Annotated in this window: 24 protein-coding genes; 1 reads left to right on the plus strand and 23 read right to left on the minus strand. The window is 34.9% G+C overall.

The window, feature by feature from the left end:
• Positions 1 to 24: 24 nt before the first annotated feature.
• The 9 genes from HM990_RS13435 to HM990_RS13475 form a co-directional block, all read right to left on the minus strand.
• Positions 25 to 1,416, minus strand: coding sequence for a DUF3570 domain-containing protein (locus HM990_RS13435; protein WP_394351723.1), 1,392 nt, complete (start codon positions 1,414 to 1,416; stop codon positions 25 to 27).
• Between the two features lie 14 nt (positions 1,417 to 1,430).
• A complete protein-coding gene (locus HM990_RS13440; protein WP_178989436.1) occupies positions 1,431 to 1,643 on the minus strand; it encodes a DUF4266 domain-containing protein in 213 nt (70 codons plus the stop codon).
• A complete protein-coding gene (locus HM990_RS13445; RefSeq protein WP_229719269.1) occupies positions 1,640 to 2,620 on the minus strand; it encodes an FAD:protein FMN transferase in 981 nt (326 codons plus the stop codon). Before HM990_RS13445 ends, HM990_RS13440 begins: the two co-directional genes overlap by 4 nt.
• 1 nt (position 2,621) lies before the next feature.
• Entirely contained in the window at positions 2,622 to 3,062 is a 441-nt protein-coding gene (locus HM990_RS13450) for a thioredoxin family protein (protein WP_178989437.1), read from the minus strand.
• A gap of 90 nt (positions 3,063 to 3,152) precedes the next feature.
• Positions 3,153 to 3,851: a Crp/Fnr family transcriptional regulator gene (locus tag HM990_RS13455; protein ID WP_178989438.1), complete on the minus strand. Its 699-nt coding sequence runs from the start codon at positions 3,849 to 3,851 to the stop codon at positions 3,153 to 3,155.
• A gap of 22 nt (positions 3,852 to 3,873) precedes the next feature.
• Positions 3,874 to 4,566 carry a VIT1/CCC1 transporter family protein gene (locus tag HM990_RS13460; RefSeq protein WP_178989439.1) on the minus strand — a complete coding sequence of 231 codons (693 nt, stop codon included), beginning with the start codon at positions 4,564 to 4,566 and terminating at the stop codon, positions 3,874 to 3,876.
• A gap of 2 nt (positions 4,567 to 4,568) precedes the next feature.
• Positions 4,569 to 5,726, minus strand: coding sequence for an efflux RND transporter periplasmic adaptor subunit (locus HM990_RS13465; RefSeq protein ID WP_178989440.1), 1,158 nt, complete (start codon positions 5,724 to 5,726; stop codon positions 4,569 to 4,571).
• A gap of 10 nt (positions 5,727 to 5,736) precedes the next feature.
• Positions 5,737 to 10,071 carry a CusA/CzcA family heavy metal efflux RND transporter gene (locus tag HM990_RS13470; protein WP_178989441.1) on the minus strand — a complete coding sequence of 1,445 codons (4,335 nt, stop codon included), beginning with the start codon at positions 10,069 to 10,071 and terminating at the stop codon, positions 5,737 to 5,739.
• Positions 10,072 to 10,147: 76 nt separating this feature from the next.
• Positions 10,148 to 10,546, minus strand: coding sequence for a hypothetical protein (locus HM990_RS13475; RefSeq protein WP_178989442.1), 399 nt, complete (start codon positions 10,544 to 10,546; stop codon positions 10,148 to 10,150).
• A gap of 857 nt (positions 10,547 to 11,403) precedes the next feature.
• Between HM990_RS13475 and HM990_RS13480 the strand changes: the two genes are divergently transcribed.
• Positions 11,404 to 12,090 (plus strand): urease accessory protein UreH domain-containing protein, encoded by a 687-nt coding sequence (locus HM990_RS13480; protein ID WP_178989443.1) that lies wholly within the window; start codon positions 11,404 to 11,406, stop codon positions 12,088 to 12,090.
• On the opposite strand, the gene HM990_RS13485 is transcribed toward HM990_RS13480, so the two are convergent.
• From HM990_RS13485 to HM990_RS13550, 14 genes are all read right to left on the minus strand, one after another.
• Positions 12,073 to 13,173 carry an NHL repeat-containing protein gene (locus HM990_RS13485; protein WP_178989444.1) on the minus strand — a complete coding sequence of 367 codons (1,101 nt, stop codon included), beginning with the start codon at positions 13,171 to 13,173 and terminating at the stop codon, positions 12,073 to 12,075. The two genes, HM990_RS13480 and HM990_RS13485, sit on opposite strands and share 18 nt — an antisense overlap.
• A 3-nt stretch (positions 13,174 to 13,176) precedes the next feature.
• Complete coding sequence (gene hypE / locus HM990_RS13490) at positions 13,177 to 14,238, minus strand: hydrogenase expression/formation protein HypE (protein WP_229719270.1); 1,062 nt, start codon at positions 14,236 to 14,238, stop codon at positions 13,177 to 13,179.
• A 22-nt stretch (positions 14,239 to 14,260) separates the two neighbouring features.
• Entirely contained in the window at positions 14,261 to 15,355 is a 1,095-nt protein-coding gene (gene hypD / locus HM990_RS13495; protein WP_178989445.1) for a hydrogenase formation protein HypD, read from the minus strand.
• Positions 15,356 to 15,383: 28 nt separating this feature from the next.
• Positions 15,384 to 15,698 carry a HypC/HybG/HupF family hydrogenase formation chaperone gene (locus HM990_RS13500; RefSeq protein ID WP_178989446.1) on the minus strand — a complete coding sequence of 105 codons (315 nt, stop codon included), beginning with the start codon at positions 15,696 to 15,698 and terminating at the stop codon, positions 15,384 to 15,386.
• Between the two features lie 4 nt (positions 15,699 to 15,702).
• Positions 15,703 to 17,955 carry a carbamoyltransferase HypF gene (gene hypF, locus HM990_RS13505; RefSeq protein WP_178989447.1) on the minus strand — a complete coding sequence of 751 codons (2,253 nt, stop codon included), beginning with the start codon at positions 17,953 to 17,955 and terminating at the stop codon, positions 15,703 to 15,705.
• Positions 17,956 to 17,958: 3 nt separating this feature from the next.
• On the minus strand, positions 17,959 to 18,660 hold the full coding sequence (gene hypB, locus HM990_RS13510) for a hydrogenase nickel incorporation protein HypB (protein ID WP_178989448.1): 702 nt from the start codon (positions 18,658 to 18,660) through the stop codon (positions 17,959 to 17,961).
• Positions 18,657 to 19,529, minus strand: coding sequence for a hypothetical protein (locus tag HM990_RS13515; protein WP_178989449.1), 873 nt, complete (start codon positions 19,527 to 19,529; stop codon positions 18,657 to 18,659). Before HM990_RS13515 ends, hypB begins: the two co-directional genes overlap by 4 nt.
• Positions 19,530 to 19,535: 6 nt before the next feature.
• Positions 19,536 to 19,883: a hydrogenase maturation nickel metallochaperone HypA/HybF gene (locus HM990_RS13520; protein WP_178989450.1), complete on the minus strand. Its 348-nt coding sequence runs from the start codon at positions 19,881 to 19,883 to the stop codon at positions 19,536 to 19,538.
• 2 nt (positions 19,884 to 19,885) lie between these two features.
• Positions 19,886 to 21,373: a hypothetical protein gene (locus HM990_RS13525; protein WP_178989451.1), complete on the minus strand. Its 1,488-nt coding sequence runs from the start codon at positions 21,371 to 21,373 to the stop codon at positions 19,886 to 19,888.
• Positions 21,348 to 21,614 (minus strand): hypothetical protein, encoded by a 267-nt coding sequence (locus tag HM990_RS13530; protein WP_178989452.1) that lies wholly within the window; start codon positions 21,612 to 21,614, stop codon positions 21,348 to 21,350. The genes HM990_RS13525 and HM990_RS13530 overlap by 26 nt, the downstream gene beginning before the upstream one ends.
• Positions 21,614 to 21,934, minus strand: a complete 321-nt coding sequence (locus tag HM990_RS13535; protein ID WP_178989453.1) for a hypothetical protein — start codon at positions 21,932 to 21,934, stop codon at positions 21,614 to 21,616. Before HM990_RS13535 ends, HM990_RS13530 begins: the two co-directional genes overlap by 1 nt.
• Complete coding sequence (locus HM990_RS13540; protein WP_178989454.1) at positions 21,934 to 22,410, minus strand: hydrogenase maturation protease; 477 nt, start codon at positions 22,408 to 22,410, stop codon at positions 21,934 to 21,936. The genes HM990_RS13535 and HM990_RS13540 overlap by 1 nt, the downstream gene beginning before the upstream one ends.
• An 83-nt stretch (positions 22,411 to 22,493) precedes the next feature.
• On the minus strand, positions 22,494 to 24,086 hold the full coding sequence (locus tag HM990_RS13545; RefSeq protein ID WP_178989455.1) for a nickel-dependent hydrogenase large subunit: 1,593 nt from the start codon (positions 24,084 to 24,086) through the stop codon (positions 22,494 to 22,496).
• 19 nt (positions 24,087 to 24,105) lie between these two features.
• The gene (locus HM990_RS13550; RefSeq protein ID WP_178989456.1) at positions 24,106 to 25,065 is read right to left on the minus strand and encodes an NADH-quinone oxidoreductase subunit B family protein; all 960 of its coding nucleotides are present in this window, start codon (positions 25,063 to 25,065) and stop codon (positions 24,106 to 24,108) included.
• Positions 25,066 to 25,215 lie beyond the last annotated feature (150 nt).

Genomic DNA, 25,215 nt, shown 5'->3' on the forward strand with positions numbered 1-25,215 from the left:
CTTTCGATTAATTTAAATGATTTCTTAATCCATCACAAACTTAAATCCAGCCGTAATTATGCTGGAACCAAAAGTGGTGTCCCTATCATATTTATAGAATTTTAGATCTATACTTTTAAGGCCAAATTTCCAGAGATGTGCTTTTGCAAAAATGTCCGTGTACGATAGTCCAAATCCAAATTGATTTGCTGAATACTCTGAAAGGTCATAATCTGAAGTATAAAATTCATCTGTGGACAAAGCACCTTCATAAGGTCTAAAGTAATCTGCTGCGGTCTGATTATAAAACCTATATGATGGATAGAGAGTAAATCTATCTGTAATCTTCACTGGCACTTCAACACTTGCGGTGTGTGAATTGATACCCCAATCATCAAAATAATAGCGGTAAAAGGTGCGTACCGTTAGCACCTCATTGAGGAACCAGTTTAATCGACCTCCAATGGCAACTTTAAATCTTGAATCGGGTAAAAGCTCAATGGCATCTGCGAGTTGGAAATCATCAATAAACGAATCGGCTACATCTCCGAAATATACACGCTGAAACGGTGTAGATAATAACCCTTGTTGTTGCACAAAATCCAACGCCAATGATCCTTGAACATTCCTATGCAATATCTGCGAAAACCCTAAGCCTAAAGAATATGAATTACGTCCTTCACTATCAAAGGGCTCAAATCTCGGATTATAATTTATATTTCCGGTTAAGGTATTTTGGGTAAACAAGCGGTCATTCAATCCACTTCCTTCAGCTGTAAATGGTCTTAACTCTGTAGGATAAATAGCTTTCCAAGTATCGATATAGACATTACCACTTACACTCAATTCCGTATTCTTTTCATTAAAAAGTTTAGTGTAACTACCGCCTACGCCTACAGAAAAATAATCATATTCGGTGGATAGCGAAACCTTTGCGGACCACATATCGTTACGGTCATCAGAGCTGTGACTATAACTCCCCGTAATATTTGCCCATAAATCACTACTAGAAGCTCCCGACGAAGCCTGAAAAGGGTCTGCTGAACCATCATCAAATGGTCCAACATTACTGGATGATGCAGAAGTATATGCGGAAACACCTGCATCAATGGTCAGCACATCGTCATCATTTAATGGAATAGAGATTACAAATGTACCGGTAACATCAGTTAACTCTTCAGTACCAATACCACCACTTACAGCTGCATTATCGCCATCTTGGGTATAATAACTGGTTAAGAAATCTACCTCTGTAGTTTCTAAAACCCTTTTTTTATAGACTTTTGTTGAGTCTTGTCCTGCTTGCGAGTACGTCTTTGCTAAAGCGACAACACAAAAAATTAAAATTATGCTCTTCAATTGATTCTTGTTCTTTAATAAATGCTGCTTATACAGCGTTCTAACTTCGACCAACATTTTTATGCCTTTTTGGGTCATAAAATTAGTAATGGTTAATTACAACCGCAGCCGCCTCCTGTTTTTCCTCCATTGGCACCCACTGCTGCTTCTCGGTAGGAATGTGCCGTAGTCACATTACGGTCACATTTCTTTTCTGTCAATGCCATATCTGGATCGTTGATATTTACCTTTTCATAGTCTTTTACCACTACGCAACTACTGAAAAAGCAAGATACCATAGCGAGCATTATTGTTTTTTTTATCATAGTTTATCAATTTCAATATTTTTTGACTTCGTAATATTTCCTTTATCATCTATGATGATACATTCTACTTTTGGTAGTTGATTGATACGATCCAATCCTGTTTCCTTCCCCATCACAAATACAGATGTCGCCAGAGCGTCGGCCAATTCTGCTTTGGGCGCAAAAACAGTGACACTTATAATTCCACTAGATGGATATCCTGTTCTTGGGTCAATGATGTGTGTATATCGTTTACCATTAAGGTTGACATATTTTTCATAATTTCCAGAGGTTACTACGGCACCATCAGTAATAGGCAATAATGCAAAGACCTTGTTTTTAGCCATTGGATTTGTGATAGCAACTTTCCATTCACTACCATTGGGTTGTTTTCCCCAAGTATTCATATCGCCAGATGCATTTATAATTCCTGAAGACACACCTTTCGCCATCAACAATGCTTTAGCTTTATCTGCTGCGTAGCCTTTCCCTATGGCACCAAAACCTATTTTCATTCCTTCGAGCTTCAGAAAAACGGTGTTATTTTCTTTGTTGAGGATAATATTCTGAAAACCCACTTTAGATACTGATGCATTAATTTCGTCTTCCGAAGGCATCTCTGTCATACTACCGTCAAAATTCCAAATCCTATCCATGGAGGCATAACTGATATCAAAAGCACCATCGGTAAGTTTAGAAATGCTAATAGCACGTTCTATTAATTGAAATAATTCCGTATCAACTTTGATAGGTTTAATACCAGCATTTTTATTTATTGCCGAAGTTTGAGAATGGACATCCCAAGAGGAGATAAGTTTTTCAATTCTGGTAATTTCGGTAACAGCGGTATCAATATACTTATTAGCATCCACTGAATCATTTGCAATCACCGTAATATCAAAACGACTGCCCATTAATTTTAGCGTTCGTTTATATGGCTCTTGTGTATGAACGACTATTGAAAATAATATAATGAATGAAGTAATTAGTGCTTTCAACTTATTTTATGAATGAGTTTAGTGTTGTTATATACTTTTCTGGTGTTGTCTTTTTATAGCTTGTTTCACCTAAAACTTCTCCTTTGGCATTCAAAACAACTACAAAGGGAAAAAAGCCATTTTTATTATACGTTTCAAATAATTTGGCATTAGCTTTTGATTGCAGATCGGGTAATGCATTTTTCTTTTTTCGGGGAAAATCCGCTTGAAGCATTACATAATGCGCTGCGGCATATGTTTTAAATGTTTCTGTACTCCACACCTCTCTATCTAGTTTTATGCAAGGTGCGCACCAGTCTGAACCTTGAAAAACAAGAATTATGGGTTTACTTTCTTTTGCAGCTATTTCTTTTGCTTTTGCGAAATCTGTTTGCCACTCTTGTGCCTCTACATTAACAATGTTAACTATTAGCGCTATGGCTATTAAAAAAAATTTATTCATAGAAATGATTAATTCACAATTATACTATACTAAACGGTTTTTATGCTCATTACTTACATTGATATTTATCAACTTGTGTCGCGATAGTCTTCAGAATAAATTGGCTACTTTCACAAGACCCTCATAATCTCTTATAAAAATGCTACTTCTTTTTGTTGTTATAAGTTGTTCATCTTTAAAATCTTTCAGCATTCGCACTACGGATTCCTTTGCGGTACCTACCATACTTGCCAAGTCTTCGCGCTGAATGATTATTTCGGTCGCGTGGGTCGATCCATTTGCATATTTACCCTCTAGAATCAAAAGAGTTAAAGCGGCCCTTTCTCTAACGGTATGCTTGGCAAGCAACTTAGTGGTCTTGATAAACACACCGAACTCGTGACTTAAATTCTTCAATAATCGCTGCGACAATAAATGACACGTATTTACCGCTTTTTCAAAGTCTGCTTTTGGTATGAAGTCGATTTCCCCATCTGTAAGAGCAGCAGCTGAATCCTGATAATATTCTTCACTCAGAATAGCGTGATAGCCCAAATATTCTTGTTCTTTACAGACATAAAATATATGTTGTGCGCCGAAATTTGTATGGGTAAACTTCTTTACTTTTCCTGTTTTGATGCGATATATTCCTTTGGGCTTTTCGCCTTCCTTAAAAATAAAGTTTCCTGCTTTGAATGAATAGGTTTCCAAGTTGGCCGTTAACAGTTGATACACTTCCGAAGACAACCCTTTTAAGAGGTTATCATTCTTAAAACCAAATTGATTATTGAGCTGTTCTTTAATTGTCATTGCAACTTACATTTTCCACACTTTAAACCACATTGACATTGAACAAATGGCCGATTATTGCAGTTATTCCCATCGCTAGCGTACCCCAAAAAGTAATGCGCAGAATAGGTTTTAAAACTTTGGAACCACCTGTTCTTGCAGAAACAATTCCTAAAACAATTAGAAATAAAATAGCAAATACATACTGTATATATTCCATTGTATCTAACGGGGCAACATATGCCACCACAACAGGCAGAAATCCGCCTATGGTAAATGCAATTCCCGAGGAAAGTGCCGCCTGTAATGGTTTTGCTTCTGTAAGTTCCGTTATACCCAACTCGTCTCTCGCGTGTGCTTCAAGTGCGTTGTGTGCCGTGAGTTGGGTAGCTACTTCCAGGGCAGTTTCTGGTATTAATCCTCTGTTTTCATAGATTTTGGCTAGCTCTATAAGTTCTTCCCCAGGCATGTCTATGAGTTCTTGTTTCTCTCGTTTCAAATCTGATTTTTCAATATCAGTTTGAGAACTTACTGAAACATATTCTCCAGCGGCCATTGACAGAGCTCCTGCTACCAATCCAGCTACTCCAGCAATAATAATAGGTTCACGAGTACTGCTAGCTGCTGCTACACCTATGATGATACTTGCCGTTGACAAAATACCATCGTTTGCACCGAGAACGCCAGCCCGTAACCAGCCGCTTCGATTGGTATAATGCTTTTCTTGATTTTCCATAATTAATGGTCGTGTCCACCTGATTCTCCTACGAGACTAAAGGTGCCATTAGTTAAAAATGTAGCTTCTTTTTGAAACGCATCTGATGCTATAATACTTACAAATTGATTCATTGTGTCACCTATTTTAACTTCGACTTGCTCAAAATAGTAACCTTCTGCTGTTTCTTCATGGAGTACTAACAAGTAGCTATCATCTTCAATTGTGGCAATGGCTGTTTCTGGTAACGCTTTCGCGATAGCCGACTCAATAACAATCCCTGCGTCTACAAACATACCAGGTAAAAAATTGATTTCTTTCTCGTTCTTAATGTGCCCGTGAACCTTTATGGTTCTATTATCTTCAATAGCTGTTCCTATTAAGTGTACTTCGGCTTCATAGGTTTCTGAAGAAGATTCTGGGATTTTAAAATTGATTTTCTGTCCTTTTTTGAGCTTCATTATATCCTTTTCAAAAACTGATAACTCCAAATGAATGTGGTCGTTATTCACAATTTCTAAAATAGCCGTTGCTGGAGAAACGTAAGTACCTTTGGTAACATTGACCTTAGTAATACTACCAGAAATGGGTGCATAAATAGTCACTACAGAACGAATATTTCCAGACTCTACATTTGCTGGTGAAATGTTGAGCATTTGAAGCTGTTTTTTTAAACCGTTATGCCTTGCTTTAGCCGTTTTAAAGGCACTTTCTGCCTGAAGGTAACTTTTTTGTGAGGTAATATTTTCTGCTTTCATTTTTTGCTGTCTTTCGTACTCGGATTGTAAATAAGCAAGTTGTTCATTAACTTCCATATATTCTTGCTGAATGGTCACAAATTCAGGATTTTCAATAGTAACCAGTGCTTGTCCTTTCCTTACTTTATCGCCTATTAATAAGGGTGTGGTTTTAATATAACCACCCATTGTGGCATTGACTACAGCACGGTTTTCTGGCGGAACGTCTATCATTCCCGTAGTTTGAACGCTTACTGGAAATTGCATAACCGTAATGTTGCCGAGCGTCATTTTATTACTTTCAAATTGTGCTTTTGACACAAATATCCTATCATCAATTTCAGAAGTTGAAATAGCGTTTTCTGAATTGGTCTTATTATTTCCACAACTCAAGAGTGTCAGTACCATTGATAATAAGATCATTTTATATAGTATTTCTCGCATAATGCTTTATTTATAAGGTTAGGTAATTAAGGTTAATCACAATGTTATTGTATTCATTTAAGGTGCTGAGATAGGCCAATTTGACCTCATAGGCGCTTTCGATACTTTGGATGTATTGATAAAAATCAATCTCACCATTTCGAAAACTTCCGTTGGCGGTTTTCAGAATTTCCTCAGACAGATTACTGCCTTCATCTTCATAATAAGCAAGAGCCATTTTTAACTGATTTAGTTGCTCAGTAAGCTGTTTGAACTTTGCGTTGAGCTGTATGTTATACTCATTAGATTCTTGGGTTACAATTTTCTTGGAGATTCCTGCGGCTTTTATTCGCGCTGATTGTCCACCGAATAGCAGCGGAATTTTTAAACCAACTTGATAGCCGTATAAATTATCATTTAGTCCTGAATTAGTTCCTTGAAAATAGTTGAAACTTATGTCTGGCAACAATTGTTGTTTTTCAAAACTCCGCTGTGCTTCAAGTAAGGCAACTCGATTTTTATAAAACTGGAGTTCCTCGCTATTTGAAATATCTATCATCTGTAAAGATGCTTTCAATATAGTGCTATCTACAACTCTCAGTGTGTCTTTGGATTGAACCACTTTTACCAAATGGTTGTAAGCCAAAGCAACATCTCGCTGTGTTTCCAGATAATTGATGTTAATCTGTTTTTGTTTAGACGCAGCTGAAATTTTTTCCAGATAATTGGTTGCTCCTAATTCAAAGCGTCTTTTGGCTATTCTTGCAAAATCTGAGTATAAACTGTCCAAAGTTTTAAGAACACGCTGTTTTTCTTTGGCGACCTGATAGCTATAAAAAGCGGCTGTCACCTTGCGTGTAATTCCTTTTTTCTGAATGGCATACCTGCTATTGGAAACATCGTAACTTCTTTGGTTGCGTTTCTTTTCAGAGAAATAAACCGTCGGAAATTTAAAATCCTGCTGAATTCCAAACACTTGGATAGGTTCATTATTTACAGCAAGATTGTTTTCATCAAACTCATAATAAACTTGCGTTTTATCAAAACTGAACGCACTATTTATAAGCGATTCAGATTTATCTATTTCCAACTGAGCAGCGTTGAGTGCCGCATTATTTGCAATGGCCAGAGGAACAAGTTCTTCCAAGGTCAACGGCTTTTGCTGTGCTTTCAATTGCAATGAAAATAACAGTAAAATAATTGTTATACCAGCAACCTTTTTTCCAGTTGATACTTTTTTTATTGTCTTAGTACTGCTGAAATAAGAATATAGTACAGGTAATACCACAAGAGTTAATAAAGTAGCTGTTATCAACCCACCTATCACTACTGTTGCAAGTGGTCGTTGTACTTCGGCACCAGCATTTGTGGAAATCGCCATCGGTAAAAATCCTAATGCAGCTGCCATTGCTGTGAGCAAAACGGCTCGCAATCTGTCTTTGGTTCCTTGCTTTATCAAATCGTTAATATTTGTAAATCGTTCTTCTTTTTTAAGTTCTTTAAAATGTTCTATGAGTACAATTCCGTTAAGTACTGCAATACCGAATAAGGCAATAAATCCAACGCCTGCCGAAATACTAAACGGCAAGTCACGTAGCCATAACAACCAGACGCCACCAACAGCAGCCAATGGAATTGCCGAAAAAATCATCAAAGCTTCCTTAACCGATTTGAAAGCGAAATAAAGCAATACAAAAATCAAGACAAGCGCAATAGGAACGGCAATAAGCAAGCGGGATTTAGCACTTTCAAGGTTTTCAAATTGGCCGCCATAGGTTATACTGTAACCAACAGGAAGTTTCACATTTTCATCTATCAGTTTTTGAACATCATCAACAACCGATTGCAAATCGCGATTACGAACATTAATTCCTACTACAATTCTTCGTCGTGTATCATCTCTGGATATTTTTGCTGCGCCTTTTTGATAGGTAATATCCGCGAGTTCGCGTAGCGGAATTTTACTGCCGTTAGGTAAATCGATGTATAGATTATTAAGGTTATTAAGGTCTTGACGTTTTGCTTTATTTAACCGTACCACTAAATCAAACCGCTTTTCGCCTTCAAAAACGCTACCAGCGCTACGACCAGCAAAACCCATGGACACCATATCATTTACGTCCTGAATATTAAGTCCGTAACGCGCAATTTTAGCTCTATTGAATTTTACATTCATCTCTGGCAAACCAGCGATTTTTTCCACCGATATATCCGCAGCACCAGGCACATCAGCTATTAATTCGCCTATTTCGTTTCCTTTTTTAGCAAGAATGTTCAAGTCCTCTCCAAAAATCTTGACGGCAATATCGGCTCTCACACCAGTGATTAATTCGTTAAAGCGCATCTCGATAGGTTGTGTAAATTCCACTTCCATTCCTGGTATAATAGCGAGTGCCTCTTTAAACTTATCGGCGAGTTCGTCTTTACTTGTGGCAGAAACCCATTCGCTTTTAGGTTTCAAAACGATGATCACATCACTTTCCTCCATGGACATCGGGTCTGTTGGGACTTCGGCAGCGCCAATTCTGGTGACTACTTGCTTAACCTCTGGGAATTCACTGAGTAATATCTTTTCGATTTCGGTAGTGATTTTCACCGTATTGCTCAAAGACGTTCCAGTTTTTAATACAGGTTGAATTACAAAATCGCCCTCATCTAGAGTTGGCACAAATTCACCACCCATTGTGGTATATAAATAGATAGAAACCGCAAGTAAAACACTGGCCATTGCCAAAACCAAACGCTTGCTATGTAATGCCCAATGGATGCTAGGCTCATATAATTTGTTGAGCCATCTCATAAGGCGTACTGAAATATTCTTATCACTTACTTTAGACGGTTTTAAAAACAGTGAAGCAGCCACAGGTACGTAGGTAAAGCATAACAACATCGCACCGATTAATGCAAAGCTAAAGGTCAACGCCATTGGTTTAAACATTTTTCCTTCTACGCCAGATAAGGAAAGAATTGGGATGAAGACAATCAAAATAATTAATTGTCCAAAGATGGCAGAGTTCATCATTTTTGAGGCACCTTTAAATGTGATTTTATCCTTTAATCCTTGACGTTCAGCTTTTGAATAAGCATTAATCTCATCTGCTTTTAGAGTAATCCTAAAAGCGATAAACTCGACTATTATCACCGCGCCATCGATAATGATTCCAAAATCAATAGCACCTAGCGACATCAAATTTGCATCGACGCCAAAAATGTACATCAACGACAGGGCAAACAACAAACATAGTGGAATAACCGAAGCCACTACGAGTCCAGAACGGAAATTTCCCAACATTAAAACAACTACAAAAATCACAATCAAGCATCCCAAGATCAGGTTTTCTGAAACCGTAAATGTAGTCTTACCTATCAATTCACTTCTATCTAAAAAAGCGTTGATATAAACCCCTTCTGGCAACGATTTAGAGATTTCAGCAACACGCTCTTTAACCGCTTCGATGACTTTTTTGGAATTAGCATCCTTGAGCATCATTACTTGACCGAGCACTTTCTCGCCTTCACCATTTCCTGTAATGGCTCCGAAACGAGTCGCACTACCAAAACCAACGTTTGCTACATTTTTTATATAAATTGGAAAATTATCTTCATTCTTAATCACGATATTTTTGATATCGTCCAAAGAGGAAATCAGTCCTTCGCCACGTATAAAATAAGCCTGATTAACCTTTTCAATGTAGCCTCCACCAGAAACGCTATTATTCATTTCCAGTGCGGTAAAAACTTCTTGCGCTGTAATATTCATTGCATTGAGCTTGTCTGTGTCTATCCCAACTTCATACTGTTTTAAAAATCCGCCCCAAGTGTTTACTTCTACCACACCAGGAATTCCTGAAAGTTGGCGTTTTACAATCCAATCTTGAATTGTTCGCAGATCTTGTGCGGTGTAACGGTCTTTAAATTCTGGCTCTACATCGAGAATATATTGATAAATTTCGCCAAGTCCAGTGGTAATAGGCCCCATTTCGGGCGTTCCAAAACCTTCAGGAATTTTTTCTGTTGCCGATTTAATTTTTTCGGCAATTAACTGACGTGGTAAAAAAGTACCCATATCGTCATCAAAAACAATGGTCACTACGGAGAGTCCAAATTTTGATACCGAACGAATTTCCTGAACACCTGGCAAGTTTGCCATTTCCAGTTCTACGGGATAGGTTATAAATTGCTCCATATCCTGTGTGGATAGGTTGCGAGATGTGGTAATGACCTGCACCTGATTGTTAGTCACATCAGGTACGGCACCTATGGAAATTTGAGTTAATGAATACAACCCAAACCCAATGATAAATGTGGTCATCAAAAGAATAATAAACTTATTCTTTAAGCTGAAATTGATAATATGTGAAAGCATCTTTTCATAAATAATAATTGTTTACAGTCCCTAATTCATTGGAAGAATAGGAAACAAAAAATAAATGGAAATTAAATTATGAATGCCTTGGTGGCTGGAGTATTCCTTCGGAATGTATTGACGATGAAGGTATCTGATAAAAGAAGGTATGTTCTTTAAATTCTGAAAATTCAAATGTTTTAGAATCGTCTTTATTTATATTTAAAACAAAAGCCGTTATGGTAGATGTATGCGAAACATGTTGAAAAGGTAGCTGCTCATGGTCTTCTTTTTCTTCTTGATGTTCTCTATTGTGATCTGCCTTAAGCTCTCCATAGTGCTTAGAAATAAAGACAATGACATTATCACCATACTGTTCATTATGGAACTGAGCGTGCTCAATCAATTCATCGATTTGCGATAAATCATTGAGATTGATCCCAAAGCTCTGCATTAGGATAATTATAGAAAACGATATGGAAAATAGTTTAGTCAATGTTGTAAAGATAATAAATTGACACTATCAAATTAGATTAATGTATAGTTTTTCATATTTGATACTATTTGGAAAACCATTAACTTCAAGAAGTTAGGCGTAATTTATGACAAATGTTGAAAACCTTCAACTTATTATTATCAAATATTTAAGGATTTATTTTACATGTCGGTCATAGTAGCAGCTCCCTAAAGTTTTGGTTAAAGAACTTTATCCTAAGCTGACAGACTATTCAAACTGATTGACCGCAACAAGTATTAATATTTTATCATCTATATTAATTCTACTTAAAACAGGGTGTGCAAGTTTTTGTCAAAGTTACAGATATTGTTTAAAAAATTGTGGAACAAAAAAATGACAACCACTACAATCACATCAACCAACTAGCAACCAAAGGCCTTACAGCGTGATCAAATAATCTCTAAATGTTTTACCGAAATCAACTGAATGCAAAAACCCCATGTTTCCTCGGAAACGTGGGGTAATGAATTTAATTAAATCTAATCTAGTGACCTCGACAGGAAAGAGTTCAAAATTTTTGCGTTTAGATATTTTATTAATTATTAATAATCACAAACAGGATTCGCTCCACGCATCCAGCAAAGCTCCGCTTTGAAAATAAGAAAAGGTTAAGAGAAATTTTGAGTCAACTCAATTTCTCTTAACCTTTTCTTATTTATTCGTGACCTCGAGAAGACAGAGTTCAAACTTTTTGAATGAAGATATAAGAATAATTATCTCAAAATCAAACATGTAATAACATTCTAATTTAGCTACGAGAAAATTTCAGTCAATTAAAATTTGGTGTTAAATTAGAAATAATTAACTTCAATTTTTATAAAAATATTTAGACCGTTTTGATTACAACATTATTTTCAGCCATACTAGCCTCAATTCTTCACGTTATTTCTGGTCCTGACCATCTTGCTGCTGTCACACCTCTTGCAATTTCCTCACAAAGAAAAGGATGGAAAATAGGACTAGTTTGGGGTTTTGGACATTTAATTGGAATGTTACTAATAGGAGTATTATTCTTACTATTTAAAGAAGTTATTCCTATCGAAACTATTTCTGGTTATAGTGAGCAACTGGTCGCATTAGTGCTAATTGCTGTTGGTCTATGGGCATTCTATCGCATTTTTAATGAAAAGAAAAAGCATACGCATCCACATACGCACAGCGATGGTCATACACATATTCACACCTATTCAACAAAAAGTGATGAACATACTCATAAAAAACAACTCAAGCAGAATATAGTATCATCTCTTAGTATCGGTTTTATTCACGGTTTGGCTGGTGTAGCACACTTTATTCTATTGCTTCCTGTACTAGCTTTTGAAACAAAAGTTGAGGGTATTCAATATATCGTAGGATTTGCAATTGGTACTGTACTCGCTATGACTGTGTACGCATTGATATTAGGTAATATTGCACGTTATTCAAAAGATGCAAATCATCCTTTATTTTTTAAAGGTATTCGGTTTGCAGGAGGCTTATTTGCTGTGGTTATAGGAATATATTGGTTATTTCTCACTTTTTAATTCACAGATAACAAGCCTGTGGTTTCCGGTATCTGCAATGAATAAAGTATCACCTTCGGTTGTAATGGAAAACGGCCAATAAATAGCGCTTTTCGTTCCGTGCATATTCCCTTTAAACTCACTACTTGTTTTAAAATCTTCACGTCCAATTACTGTTTCCGCGGAAACGTTATTTTCATTTGGAATTTTGTTAAACTTTAAAATTCGGCTATTGCCAGTATCATTTACTAAAATACCCTCTTTATAAAAACAAGCATCATAAGTCCAATTGAGCGTGTTTGCTTCTGGCGCTAGTCTAAATTGATTCTGCCCACAAGCATCAAAATCATCTTGACCAATAATAACATCAGCAGGTTTTGAAAGTGCATCTTCTTTTTTATCCCAGATGAGTACACGATAGAATTGCGTGTCTGCAACCGCCATTTGACCTTTGCTATTTATTTTAATGGAATAAGGCCAAATAGGCTCGTCATTATTGTAGTCTCGTGTTGTAAATGATTGTTTACCAATTACTTCATCGGCTTCGGTGTAATTTTCGGTCGGAATAGTATTATAAAATAAGATGCGTCTATTTCCAGTGTCAGCAATCCAAAGGCTTTTACCGTCAGAAAACAGTCCGTAAGGCCAGTTAAACGACTTTGCACTTGGGTCGTTCCCTATCCCTTTTACATTGGGTAAATTGGCGTCAAAATTTGGTTGACCTAAAACCACATCAGCAGGTTGTGCATTTTCTGTAGGAATCGCATTCCAAATAAGCACTCTGTGATTCCAGGCATCTGCAACAATTAATTTTTCGCCATCACTCCATATTCCAGAAGGATATTGCAATGTGGTAGACGAAACATTGCCTCCAGCGTTTCTTCCACTATCTGAAACGTCTAATTGCCCTAAAATAATGTCTGGTTCTTGAAATTCTGAAGTAGGGATTGTATTCCAAATAAAAACACGATTTTGTCCAGTGTCTGATACAAAAAGTTTGTTCTTTGCTACAAAAACACCTCTCGGTGCTAAAAAAGGGTTTTGTTTTGAACCTCTAAACAAACGTCCATTAGTAACTTGGTCTCCCAGTGTTTTAAAATCCATAGATTAACAGATTCTTGGTAATTGTTCTCCAGGAAGCATACTTACCACACGTTTTCCGCCAATAGCGCTTTCCATGATAACTTGTTTAGGATGTTCTTCAACAACAGTTCCTATAATTTTTGCGTGTGTACCGTTTTCATCTTTTTGTAGTGTTTCTATAAACGCATCAGCAATAGAAGCGTCTACAAAACTTAAAAATAAGCCTTCATTAGCAACATATAATGGATCTAAACCTAATAGCTCACATGCACTTGCCACTTGATCGTTTATTGGTAAATCGCGTTGCGCTATATCAATACCAATATTGGAAGACAATGCAATTTCTTTTAAAACAGTTGCAACACCACCACGAGTTGGATCTGTAAGTAGATGAATATCTTCACCAAACTGTTCGATTAAATTTATAATTGTGTGGTTTAAATTCATGGTATCACTTTCAATTGTAGAATCAAACTCTAGTCCTTCACGTACAGACATAATTGCCATTCCGTGTGTCGCTATATTACCACTTACAATAATTTTATCACCAACCTTTATATTCTTTTCACTAATATTTGCTTTAGGATGGATACTACCAACACCTGAAGTATTAACGAATATTTTATCTCCTTTTCCTTTTTCTACAACTTTAGTATCTCCAGTAACAACTTTAACACCTGCTTTTTCACAAGCATATTTAATAGCTACTAAAATCTCCCAAAATTCAGTCATTTTAAGTCCTTCTTCAATAATAAAACTTAAGGATAAATATTTAGGAATAGCACCACACATAGCCAAATCGTTAACTGTTCCGTTAACCGCTAATTCTCCAATATTTCCGCCAGGAAAAAAAATAGGTGAGACTAAAAAACTATCTGTAGAGAATGCCATTTTTCCATTCATTTCTAGGAAAGCACCATCATGTCTTTCATCAAGAATATCATTACTTAATAAATCGAAAACTCCAGAATCGAGTAGTTTATTTGTTAATGTGCCTCCACTACCATGACCAAGTGTTATAACATCAAAGTCTAACTTTGGCATTGGGCATTGCAATTGCATTCGTAATTTTTTTGAATCCGACATTTAAGGTTGTTTGATTTAAGGATTAAGCTTCAATTAAGCCAGAGAAATGATAGTAAGCTGCGCAAGCACCTTCACTACTTACCATTGGTGCTCCAAGAGGAAATGAAGGTTTACATTTTTTACCAAACTGAGCACACTCAAAAGGTTTTTTAATACCTTTCATTATTTGACCAGAAATACAATCTGGATGTTCTGGCGCTTCTTCAATAGTGATAGAAAACTTTTTATTGGCATCGAAATTGGCGTATTTTTCTCTTACAGCGTAACCGCTTTCAGGAATCTCACCAATACCTCTCCAAACTTGGTTTTTAATTTCAAAAACATCCGAAATGATTTTTTGTGCTTCAATATTACCTTCTTCTCTTACTATTCTTGAATATTGATTTTCAACTTCAGCTTTATCTGCTTCTAATTGACGAAGCACCATCAAGATACCTTGAAGGACATCTAAAGGTTCAAAACCTGTAACGACTATTGGTACTTTATGTTCTTGTGATATAGGATAGTATTCTGAATTTCCCATAATAGTACACACATGACCTGCAGCTAGGAAACCATCAATTTTGCTTTCTTCATCATCAATAACCGCCTTTATTGCAGGTGGCACTAATACGTGAGAAGCTAAAATAGAATAATTGCTTACTTTTCTTCTGTGCGCATGAATTACTGATAATGCATTTGCTGGTGCAGTAGTTTCAAAACCTACAGCAAAAAATACAACTTCTCTATCAGGATTATCTTCAGCAATTCTTACAGCTTCTAAAGGTGAATATAAAATACGAATATCTGCACCTTTTGCTTTTGCTTCTAATAAATTAATTTTTGAACCAGGAACACGCAACATATCTCCAAAGGAGCATAAAATAACATTTTCATTTAGTGCTAAATGAATGGCTTTGTCTATTAAACTTAAAGATGTTACGCAAACAGGACAACCTGGACCGTGAATCATAGTAACCTCTTTTGGTAACATATCTATAATTCCGTTTTTTACTAAGCTATGTGTTTGTCCGCCACAAACTTCCATAATAGACCAAGGTTGTGTAACGGTTTTCTTTATTTCTTCGAGATACTCCTTTGCTAATTCAGGATCTCGGTATTCTTTCATATACTTCATAATAGCACCTTTTTACAAATTAGCATTCCTAGTTTTTTGTTACTTCATCTAATGAAATTTCTCCAGAAACTGTGTCTTCAGGTATGTAATTATCTACATCAACCAAATCTCCCAATTCCCCAATTTCTTTAAGGTATTTAAAGGTTTTTTTAGCTTCTTCTTCATCTACTTTACTTATGGCAACACCTACGTGAACCAACACATAATCTCCAATATCTGCAGATGGCAACATCTCTAAACTAGCTTCTTTGGTAATACCTCCAAAATTAACTGTTGCCATTCGTAATGCACCACCATATTGCAGTTCAATACTTTTTATTTTTCCAGGGATTGCTAAACACATGTCTTTAATTTTTTATATGTTGTTGATACATCAATTGTCCAAATGATATATTCTCGTCATTGCTAGACAATTTACAATTAAATTTTAAATTAATATCTTCTTTTTTCGCTATTTGACTTAATATTGAAACCAATAAAGCATTCTGAAATACACCACCACTACAAGCTATAATTTTAAACTCGTATTTTTTAGCCATTTTAATTATTGATTTAGCTAAAGTGTAAATAAAACTATAGACTAATCGCTCTTTGCAAAAGCCTTCTCTATGTGCTTTTAATATGGCGTTAATAATCAGTTTTGAAGGTACTTCATCGTATTCTTTTTTATGCAAAAAATCGATATAATAACTTTTAGAATAAGTATTTGCGCAATTTTCAAGTAGCATAGGTGCTTCAGCTTCAAATGTATTTATATCTAAAATATCTAATGCGGAAGCTACCGCATCAAATAGTCTTCCAACAGATGATGTTTTTAAACTATTTGATTTAATTGTTTTTGAATAGATGCTCCATTCAGTTTCAGAAAATTTATGCTTAATAATTTCTTTATTATAATCATCTAAAAGACTAAATAATGCTAATCGTGGCTCTTTCGCCATTTTATCATTAGCTAACCAATCGTAATATTCAAAGTGAGATAATCGTTCTATTTCATTATTTTGATAAGCAAAAAACTCACCTCCCCAAATAGCATTATCTTCACCTAAACCAGTTCCATCCCAAACGACACCTAATATTTTCTCTTTAGAAGTAAATAGATTATGTTCACCTAATACACTTGTAAAATGTGCTTTATGATGTTGAATTTCCTGAATACTAGTGTTCCATCCTAAAGCAAATTCATTTCCAAGACTACTGCTTTGGTATTGCAAATGCTTATCAATAAGAATAGTTTTTGGTTTTGTTTCAAACAAATGTACATACTGATTAATAGTTGCCTTGTAACGTTCTAAAACCTCGTAACTATCTAAGTTTCCAAAGTATTGACTCACATACGTTTGTTCATTAGGCACAAATGTAAAAGTACTTTTTAAATGCGCTCCCATAGCCAAAACAGGTGCTTTAGACTTGATTTTTATATCAATATAATTTGGTGCTAAACCTCTAGAGCGTCTTAATATAATTTGTTGTTCGCTGGCAAATCTAACCACAGAATCATCTTGCGGAAACTGAATATCGAGATTGTGATGTAAAAAATAATCAGCAATGTCCTTTAAGTTTTTATTTGCTTCTTTCTCTATTGAAATAATTGGCGAACCGTGACTATTACCACTTGTGCAAACTATTGGTTTGTTTAAGGTTTTTATAATCAACTGTAAAAGACTTGACGACGGAAGCATCACACCAGTTTGGTTTAAATTTGGTGCTATAGCATTTACAGAAACACTTATGTTTTTAGTGTTTTGAAGAATTACAATTGGTGCAACTCTAGACTGTAAAGCTACCTGCTCGTAAGACGATAATTCAAATTCTTTTTTAATTAATTCAATTGAAGGATATAATACTGCAAATGGTTTATTGGGTCTTTTTTTTCGTTTTCTTAATTCTTTAATAGTTTGAGGATTTGAAGCATCACAACATAAAACATAACCGTTGGTATTTTTAATAGCTATAATTTTTCCTTCGGAAAGCAATTGAGACACCTTACTAATACTATCGCTTTTAGTAGCTCTTCCTAAATTGTTTGTTAAGCGTAATTGGATACCACAAGTTGAACAAGAATTGGTTTGAGAATGAAATCGCCTGTCATTTGGATTAGCATATTCTTCACCACAATCACTACACATTTTAAAATCAGCTATTGAAGTATGTGCTCTTTCAAAAGGAAATTTTGTGGTAATTGCATAACGTGGTCCGCAATGCACACAGGTTGTAAAGGCGTAATTAAATCGTCTATTTTCTAAATTTGAAATATCCGTTTTACAGGATTGACAAACTGCAAAGTCTGGTGTTAATGGTATGTTGATTTGCGCATTTGATTCAGAAGGAATAATTGTAAAATCGACATATTCAACATTAGAAGCTTCAATAATTGTATGTGAGGTTATTATTGCAACTTCAGGTTTATCCTGAAGTATATTTACTAAAAATGCTTCAGCCTTTTCTTTAGAAGCATTACAATAAATAATGACACCATTTTCGTTGTTTGAAACCGTTCCTTTTAATTGGTATTGGTTTGCCAAATTAAATATAAAAGGACGGAATCCAACACCTTGAACACGTCCTTTTATTTGTATTTTAAATGTCTTTATATGCAATCTTCAGTCTTCTTTTTTAGCTTTTACTTTATCTAATAACCAGTCGCACCAAGCATCCATTCCTTCTCCATTAATAGAAGATATTTGTATCACTTCAAGTTCGTGATTGACTTCACGTGCATCTTTTGTTACTGCTTCCACTGAGAAAGGAACATAAGGCAATAAGTCTGATTTTGAAACCAACATCATATCGCTTGTTAAAAACATTCTTGGATATTTTTTTGGTTTATCATCACCTTCAGTTGTTGCCATAAGCGTTACTCTAAAATCTTCACCTAAATCGAAAGATGCAGGACACACAAGGTTTCCAACGTTTTCAATAAAGAGCAAATCAATATCTTCCAATTTATATTCTGGTAAAACCTGATGAATCATTTGTGCTTCGAGGTGGCAAATACCTCCAGTTACAATTTGTAATGCTTGGATACCAGTTTCACGAATACGAATAGCATCTCGTTCTGTTTCCAAATCACCAACCATTACAGCCATAGTTAATTTGTCTTTTAATCGTTCTGCCGTTTGTTGCATTAATGTGGTTTTTCCACTTCCTGCGGAAGAGGTAATATTTATTAAAAGCGTTTTGTTTTTAGACATTTCTGCTTTAATAATATCTGCAACATAGTCGTTTGCTTTTAGCAAGTTTAGATTCGTATTCTCACATTGTACTGTACCACGAGCGGCTTTAGTAGATTTTTCTATACTCATTGTTTTATGATTTGATTTTTTGAAATGTCTTTTAAAAAGTAATTATAAGATGCTGTAAGTACTAATACAAATAAACAAGCCGTGACACCAATAGCAACATTGTAATATGTTTCTGCTGAAAGTGAAATACGAATTAGTATAGTAGCCAGTACAAATGCTGAATATCTAAATATACGATAATAATTAAGTGTATAGCGTAATGCTATTAACACAATAATAATATCGCTAAAAATAAGCACTGTATAAAAAGTTTGAAAAGAATGTAAGTAACTGCCAGTTATTATTAACGTTTTTAAATCGTTAAATCCTACTACAGCAAAGGCAAGAAGTAATAATAAAGCAAGCAACTTTTTTAATCTTATAAACTGAATTTGGTCATCCTCTGTTGATGTTAATTTAAAGCGTTTTTGCAATGTTCCAGTAATACTTATTAGAGAGAAAATAACAATCGCACCAAAACCATAAACCACCATAGGAATAATTGAATCTTGCATATGTTCCCAACTAAAATCTGTTCCTATATGGCTAAACTCTTTAAAACCATCTCTTAAAAATATTAACGATAATAATTCAAATTGTTTCCCTACAGATTTAGCAACTGACTGTGGTAGCACAAAAATGAGTCCAAATAACTCAATAATTAAAAGTAATGTAAATACAATTTCTATAGAAAAAAATGGATTTTCAAACTTACTTTGATAATACCCAAGATTAATATATTCTGATATAACTAGTACACTTAATAGAGAACAAAGAACGAATGCTATAACTAAAACAACACTTGTTGCATACAAACTTTTTTTACTTTCATAAAACTGTTTGCAAGTATCGAAAATTCGTTCTGTATATGTTAATGTTCTTTTTAACATCGCTACTTAATCATCAAATTCTACTTTGTGTATTAACATTTCCTCACCTTGAATAACATTTTTACTGGGTATCTGGCACTTATCACATAAAAAGCGATACTGCTTTACATCGGTAATATGATTACATCTTTCGCATTGTATTTTAAGCGCTAACATTTCTATGTTGAGCTTTACATTTTGAAAACTTGGATTAGTCATATGAGATGCTTCGTATGCATTCATTAAAAGTCGAGGCTCTATATTTGACAATATGCCTACTCTTACGTAAATACCTGTCATTTTATTAAGTTTCTCTGCTTCAAACTCTTGCTTAAGAGTTCTGTATATACCATTTATTATAGACGTTTCGTGCATTGTTAGTTTAAAATTGTTTTTAATTTTTTAAGTTGTTCTAAATGTTGATTTGCTTGTTCTATTAGATTTTTATCATCTACCATTGTAGAAATAGAGGTCGCTTTTTCAACCATCTGATTATATTTTTGTGTCTCTGCACTTTCGTCTTCATTATGCATTAACCAATACAATTCTAATTGATTTAATAATGTTAAAGCCCTCTCAAAAGGATAGTCGTTTGTAGTACGAACTGCTAAAGCATCTTCAAATAACCCAAAAGCTTTATCTAAGTTGTTGTGTAATTTAGCCTCAGGAAAATTCATAAGTGCTGTAGCATAATTATGACTTGCCATAGCAAATTCATAAGGGTATTGTTCTTTTGTATAAAACCCTAAAACCTCTTTAAAAGAAGACGCACAAAAGGCTGTCCAAATTGGTTTTTCTTCTGAAGATACTGGTATTTCAGAATAAATAAGCGCTAAATTATGATGGATCTCTGTGAATTTTTGAGGGTGTGTGTCGCGCTTAAAGATTTTTAATGTGTCTTGAAAAGCATTAATTGCTGGCTTATAGTATTGAGGACTTCCGTTTTTAGACCATGTATATAAAAGTGTTGCTTTACGTAACCCAGCTTCTCCTAAAAATTCAGGAATATCTGCTTCTTTAAAATATAAAATAGCTTTATTAATATAGTTTTTAGAATTTATAAAATCTTCTTGAAAATTTGCAATCTCTGAAGCTTCAATAAGAATTAAACCAGCATTCACTTTTAATTTTTTGTCTTCGTAAAAGGCTAGACTTGCTTGTTGTAATCCTTGAATCTCAACAAGTTTACTAGTATCATATGGCATTTTTAATTGTGCCATTAATGTATTTGCAAGCAAACTATTAATTGCATTTTTTGAGGCTTCGGAAATGGCTTTTGGCAAGGATAGTCGCAATATTTTCTCAGCTTCTTGATACGCGTTAGCATCCAATAAGAAATTAACAAAATGTTTGATTGTAAATAATCGAAGCTCGTCATTTGATGCATTTGCTAATGTTTCAGTATATAATGCTTTTAATTGATTTGAATCGCATCGCAATACTAAATTTCCATATTGCTCAATGATGCAGTTGTTATGTTGCGAAGTTTCTTTTGCGAAAGCTTGCATATCTTCATTAATCGCATAGCCAAACTGCAAATGTGTTGCAATTAATAAATGATTATAAAATGGGCTTTCTTCTGAAATAAACTCGAAAGCCTTTTGATGGTTTCCTAATTTATAAAAAACCATAGCTAAAAGGTGCTCTTGAGAAAATTCTATTTCTGGAAATAAATAAGGTGGTTCTGTATCATCCCAATCTAAAGACGCACTCATACCATTTTCTGACACTACAAGTATTTTGTGAGCATCATTTAATTGACTTTCTTCAGTAACTACAGCAACAAGCTCATTCAATCTATCGATAGAATTAATGCTATTCTCAATAGTGTTTTTTGTATTAGTTTTTGTTAAAATTGTAAGCACTTTTATCTACTTTTTGTGTTCCTCTAATATCTTTAGCAGCTGTCTTTTGCATATTAAGTGCATAAATTTCAGCTAATCTTTTTGATCTGTAATCTCCTATTTTTCGAACCAATAATTGATTTGGGTCTTTTGTGTTTACAAAGACTAACGACACTTCCCAACGTCCTTTTATTTCTTCAATTTTAGTACGCACTTCTGCATCTAATAACCAAGCACTTTTAGGGTCGTTTCGTTTTGCCATCACATTGCTATTTTAATGAGATTTGTTTTTTCTACAATTTCATATTGTAGTATTCTGTCGGCAGTATCTAAATCATTATCTATTAAAATCTCTCTAATCGCTAGTGTTCTATCTCCTTTTAAGTTTCTAGATTTCAATAAAAACTGTGTAGGCTTATGCATTTTAACAAACCATTGACTACTAACTGGTGTAATCAACATTTTTTTTTGTTCGACAACATAAGTGACATAAGCATAATGAATATTTTGAAATAATCTCTCAACAAGTTCTGCGCTTAAATAAACGTGTGACGATTTGAGTATGACTTTATCTTCTTCCACTATACTTTTGCAAGGTTTAAGTCTTCTAAAATATGATTTACTACTTTATCACCAGCTTGTTTTACCTCTTCGCTTAATACTGTGTCTAACTTCGTATTTTCCACAGCAATTAAATAGACTTGTATGTCTTCAGGATAATCATCTCCCAATATTTTTTTAGAGTACGACAATGCTTGATCCCACTTCATACCATGTAAGAATACCATAGGATCGTCTTGTGGCGCTCTTAATACTTCTTCTGCAGGTACTTTAAATAATGTTCCAATTGGTTCATCTGTATTTATAACAGCATCTACCATCAAAATTTTATCGTGTCCTTTAAGACCAAAAAGCACTTCAAAAGCAGCAGTGCCCATATCAAAAATATTTACAGCATCATTATCTCCTATTATTTTTTGTAATTCTTCAATGACGTACATTCCAATACCATCATCACTTCTTACAGGATTTCCAAAACCCATTACTGCTGTTTTCATATTTATATTTTTCTATTAAACTAAAAAACTTTCCCGAAGAACATCTTCAGGAAAGTTTATATAAATAATTGATTTATATCTATTTATAACTTAAACCTAGATAATTCTACTCCAGATTTTTGATCGTGTGCGTGAACGGTACAAACCAAACAAGAATCGAATGATCGTGCAACGATACCAACTTCTACTGGATCACTAGGATCTTCAATGTCAATACCTTCAAGTGCCGCTTCAATAGGTCCTGGGTTACCTTCGGCATCATTTGGTCCAACATTCCACGTTGTAGGCGCCATTACTTGATAGTTTTTAATTACACCATCTTTAATTTCAATCCAATGCGCTAATGCTCCACGAGCAGCTTCTGTTGCCCCAAATCCTTTTCCGTCCTTTTCAACAGGTTTTGTATAGAAAGATCCGTCAAGGTCAATTTCAGACAACCATTGATCTATAAATTTATATAAACGTGGTGCTTCATGTACCCTCGCTAAAACACGAGTAAATACACTTGGCCCCATTTTCTTCATTATATCTCCAAATAAAGGATCTTGAATTTGATGATCTTTGTTATTTGGATTTGCATTCATTATACATCGAGCAAGAGGTCCAGCTTCTGCAGCGTGACCATCATATCTTGGTGCTTTAGACCAACTGTATTGACCATCAAAATCTGTATGATGCAACGGTTGGGACTTTGCAGGTGTTGGCAAAGGTTCATCCCAAGGATGTAAACCATCTTCTTGATTATCGTACCAAGAATGTTTTACATGCTCGCTAACTTTCATATGATCAAATTCGTGATAGTTTTCTCCATCAAAGAATCCGCTAGAACTAATTAAGGCATCATTTCTACCTTCAATAGTTGGATTATTATATCTGTCTTTGTGTAAGTATGTTCCTGTTGCTAAGAATTTACCAACACCTTGACCGAATTTATCTAAGCCAAACTCAATTCCTGCTCTTATAAGAAGACCTAAATCACTGTTTTTATGTGAATCATTTTCTTCTACCCAAGCAAGCATATCATCCCATGACTTAATCTCTAAATAACGTTCAATAGAACAACCTAACCATATCGTCTCTAACCAGTCGTTCTTAAATTGCGTCATAATTGAGTGTGCCCTAGTAATATCTTTTAGCGTAGGTGCGCACATTACACCGCCAGGAACCATATAACTTGAGTGAGGCCATTGACCGCCAAACAATGCATATACTTGAACTGGTAGTCCACTTGCTGTTAGTCCTTTTTGGAATGTTGTACCTACATATGCAGACCAACGTTCTACTACTTCTTTATATAAAGGTTGATCAGCATACTTTTTATTTGCTAAATCGGTCGCGAATATTGCATAAAACCATCTCGGAATACTTTGAATAGTTTCTGTAGCTTGACCAATAGCTCTTAAAAGAAGTGCATTTGGACTTAACTTAGTTCCCCAAGCAGTATCTAATGCAGATGATGCACAATATAAATGTGATCCTCCACAAATTCCACATATACGAGGTGTTACGATAAGACCCGATTGCGGATCTTTGCCTTCCATTATTTTCTCAAACCCTCTAAACATTGCTGCTTGAGTGTGAGCACGTGTTACTTTTCCGTTATCGATATAAACTTTCACATCTAAATCGCCTTCAACACGTCCTACTGGTGATATATTTAATTCTTTTACTGACATTTTGTAGTAGTTTTAATTCTTATTTAGAAGTTTCTGTTATTCTTTTATTAGTTGGCATTACTTTTTGGAAACCTGCTTCCATATAGTATGCTAATTTACTTCGACCTTCAGGCACTTCCTTAGGGAATACACCTAAATGCTTCATTGTCTTAAAGACGCTACCTTTCATTAAATCGTTGTGAGGAAATCCAGGTTCTGTACATCCTAAACAAGGATGGTTAGAACGTGTTTTACTTGACTGACGATTCCAAAGGATATTATTACAACTTGCTCTAGTCATTGGTCCACGACATCCTACTTCGTAGAATAGACATCCACCACGTGTACCAAATCCGCCATCTACTTTTTGAGCAAAATTGGTCACATTAGTACAACCGTCTTGTACAAAATCTGTAAAGAATGTTTTTGGTCTGTGGTAATCATCAATTAATACGTCTCCAATTCTTCCAACCGAAATTGCTACAAGAATTTGAGTAATCCAATCTGGATGTGCTGGACAACCAGGAATATTTATAACAGGCAAGCCACCTTTAGACACATAATCGTGACCTAAGAAGCCTCCTTTTTTCTTTTTATGAAATTGTAATCCAGTAGATTCGCTAGGATTTGGTGCTACTGCAGGAATTCCTCCCCAAGTTGCACAATCCCCAATAGCAACAACGTAACCTGCTACTTCAGATAATTCTTTAATCCAATCCATCATTGGTCGATCAGCAAAATAATTCATCGTACCAGTATTATCTGGACCTTGAATTAAAGAGCCTTCATATACAAGAATGTCCATTTGAACTTTTCCTGCAAGAATATCTTTTAATAAATCTTGAACTTGATCTCCTATTTGCAATCCAGTAGTTGGATGCCAGAGTATATTAAGACCGAAATCTGTGATTAATTCAACCACAGTTGGTTCTTCTGCATTAAGGAAAGACATAGTGTTACCACTACACGCTCCTCCTTGTAACCATAGAACGTTTGCCATAAAGTGTAAAATGTTAACTTAATTAAAAAAGCAATTTAAAATAAAATAATTGATTGAGCAAACATCTAAAAATCAGATTAGTAATTTTTTTGTTAAAAATCTATATTATTACTACTCTTGTGTGTTAATATTATTGAATTCTTAGTTTTG

It is taken from the genome of Winogradskyella schleiferi, from assembly GCF_013394655.1.
GTDB lineage: Bacteria > Bacteroidota > Bacteroidia > Flavobacteriales > Flavobacteriaceae > Winogradskyella > Winogradskyella schleiferi.

What these genes read in the sequence shown, in the direction of transcription:
- HM990_RS13435 (WP_394351723.1), bottom strand. Translation starts at nt 1,416, where the DNA reads ATGACCCAAAAAGGCATAAAAATGTTGGTCGAAGTTAGAACGCTGTAT.
- HM990_RS13440 (WP_178989436.1), bottom strand. Translation starts at nt 1,643, where the DNA reads ATGATAAAAAAAACAATAATGCTCGCTATGGTATCTTGCTTTTTCAGT.
- HM990_RS13450 (WP_178989437.1), bottom strand. Translation starts at nt 3,062, where the DNA reads ATGAATAAATTTTTTTTAATAGCCATAGCGCTAATAGTTAACATTGTT.
- HM990_RS13455 (WP_178989438.1), bottom strand. Translation starts at nt 3,851, where the DNA reads ATGACAATTAAAGAACAGCTCAATAATCAATTTGGTTTTAAGAATGAT.
- HM990_RS13460 (WP_178989439.1), bottom strand. Translation starts at nt 4,566, where the DNA reads ATGGAAAATCAAGAAAAGCATTATACCAATCGAAGCGGCTGGTTACGG.
- HM990_RS13465 (WP_178989440.1), bottom strand. Translation starts at nt 5,726, where the DNA reads ATGCGAGAAATACTATATAAAATGATCTTATTATCAATGGTACTGACA.
- HM990_RS13470 (WP_178989441.1), bottom strand. Translation starts at nt 10,071, where the DNA reads ATGCTTTCACATATTATCAATTTCAGCTTAAAGAATAAGTTTATTATT.
- HM990_RS13485 (WP_178989444.1), bottom strand. Translation starts at nt 13,173, where the DNA reads ATGGATTTTAAAACACTGGGAGACCAAGTTACTAATGGACGTTTGTTT.
- hypE (WP_229719270.1), bottom strand. Translation starts at nt 14,238, where the DNA reads ATGTCGGATTCAAAAAAATTACGAATGCAATTGCAATGCCCAATGCCA.
- hypD (WP_178989445.1), bottom strand. Translation starts at nt 15,355, where the DNA reads ATGAAGTATATGAAAGAATACCGAGATCCTGAATTAGCAAAGGAGTAT.
- HM990_RS13500 (WP_178989446.1), bottom strand. Translation starts at nt 15,698, where the DNA reads ATGTGTTTAGCAATCCCTGGAAAAATAAAAAGTATTGAACTGCAATAT.
- hypB (WP_178989448.1), bottom strand. Translation starts at nt 18,660, where the DNA reads ATGAGTATAGAAAAATCTACTAAAGCCGCTCGTGGTACAGTACAATGT.
- HM990_RS13515 (WP_178989449.1), bottom strand. Translation starts at nt 19,529, where the DNA reads ATGTTAAAAAGAACATTAACATATACAGAACGAATTTTCGATACTTGC.
- HM990_RS13520 (WP_178989450.1), bottom strand. Translation starts at nt 19,883, where the DNA reads ATGCACGAAACGTCTATAATAAATGGTATATACAGAACTCTTAAGCAA.
- HM990_RS13530 (WP_178989452.1), bottom strand. Translation starts at nt 21,614, where the DNA reads ATGGCAAAACGAAACGACCCTAAAAGTGCTTGGTTATTAGATGCAGAA.
- HM990_RS13540 (WP_178989454.1), bottom strand. Translation starts at nt 22,410, where the DNA reads ATGAAAACAGCAGTAATGGGTTTTGGAAATCCTGTAAGAAGTGATGAT.
- HM990_RS13545 (WP_178989455.1), bottom strand. Translation starts at nt 24,086, where the DNA reads ATGTCAGTAAAAGAATTAAATATATCACCAGTAGGACGTGTTGAAGGC.
- HM990_RS13550 (WP_178989456.1), bottom strand. Translation starts at nt 25,065, where the DNA reads ATGGCAAACGTTCTATGGTTACAAGGAGGAGCGTGTAGTGGTAACACT.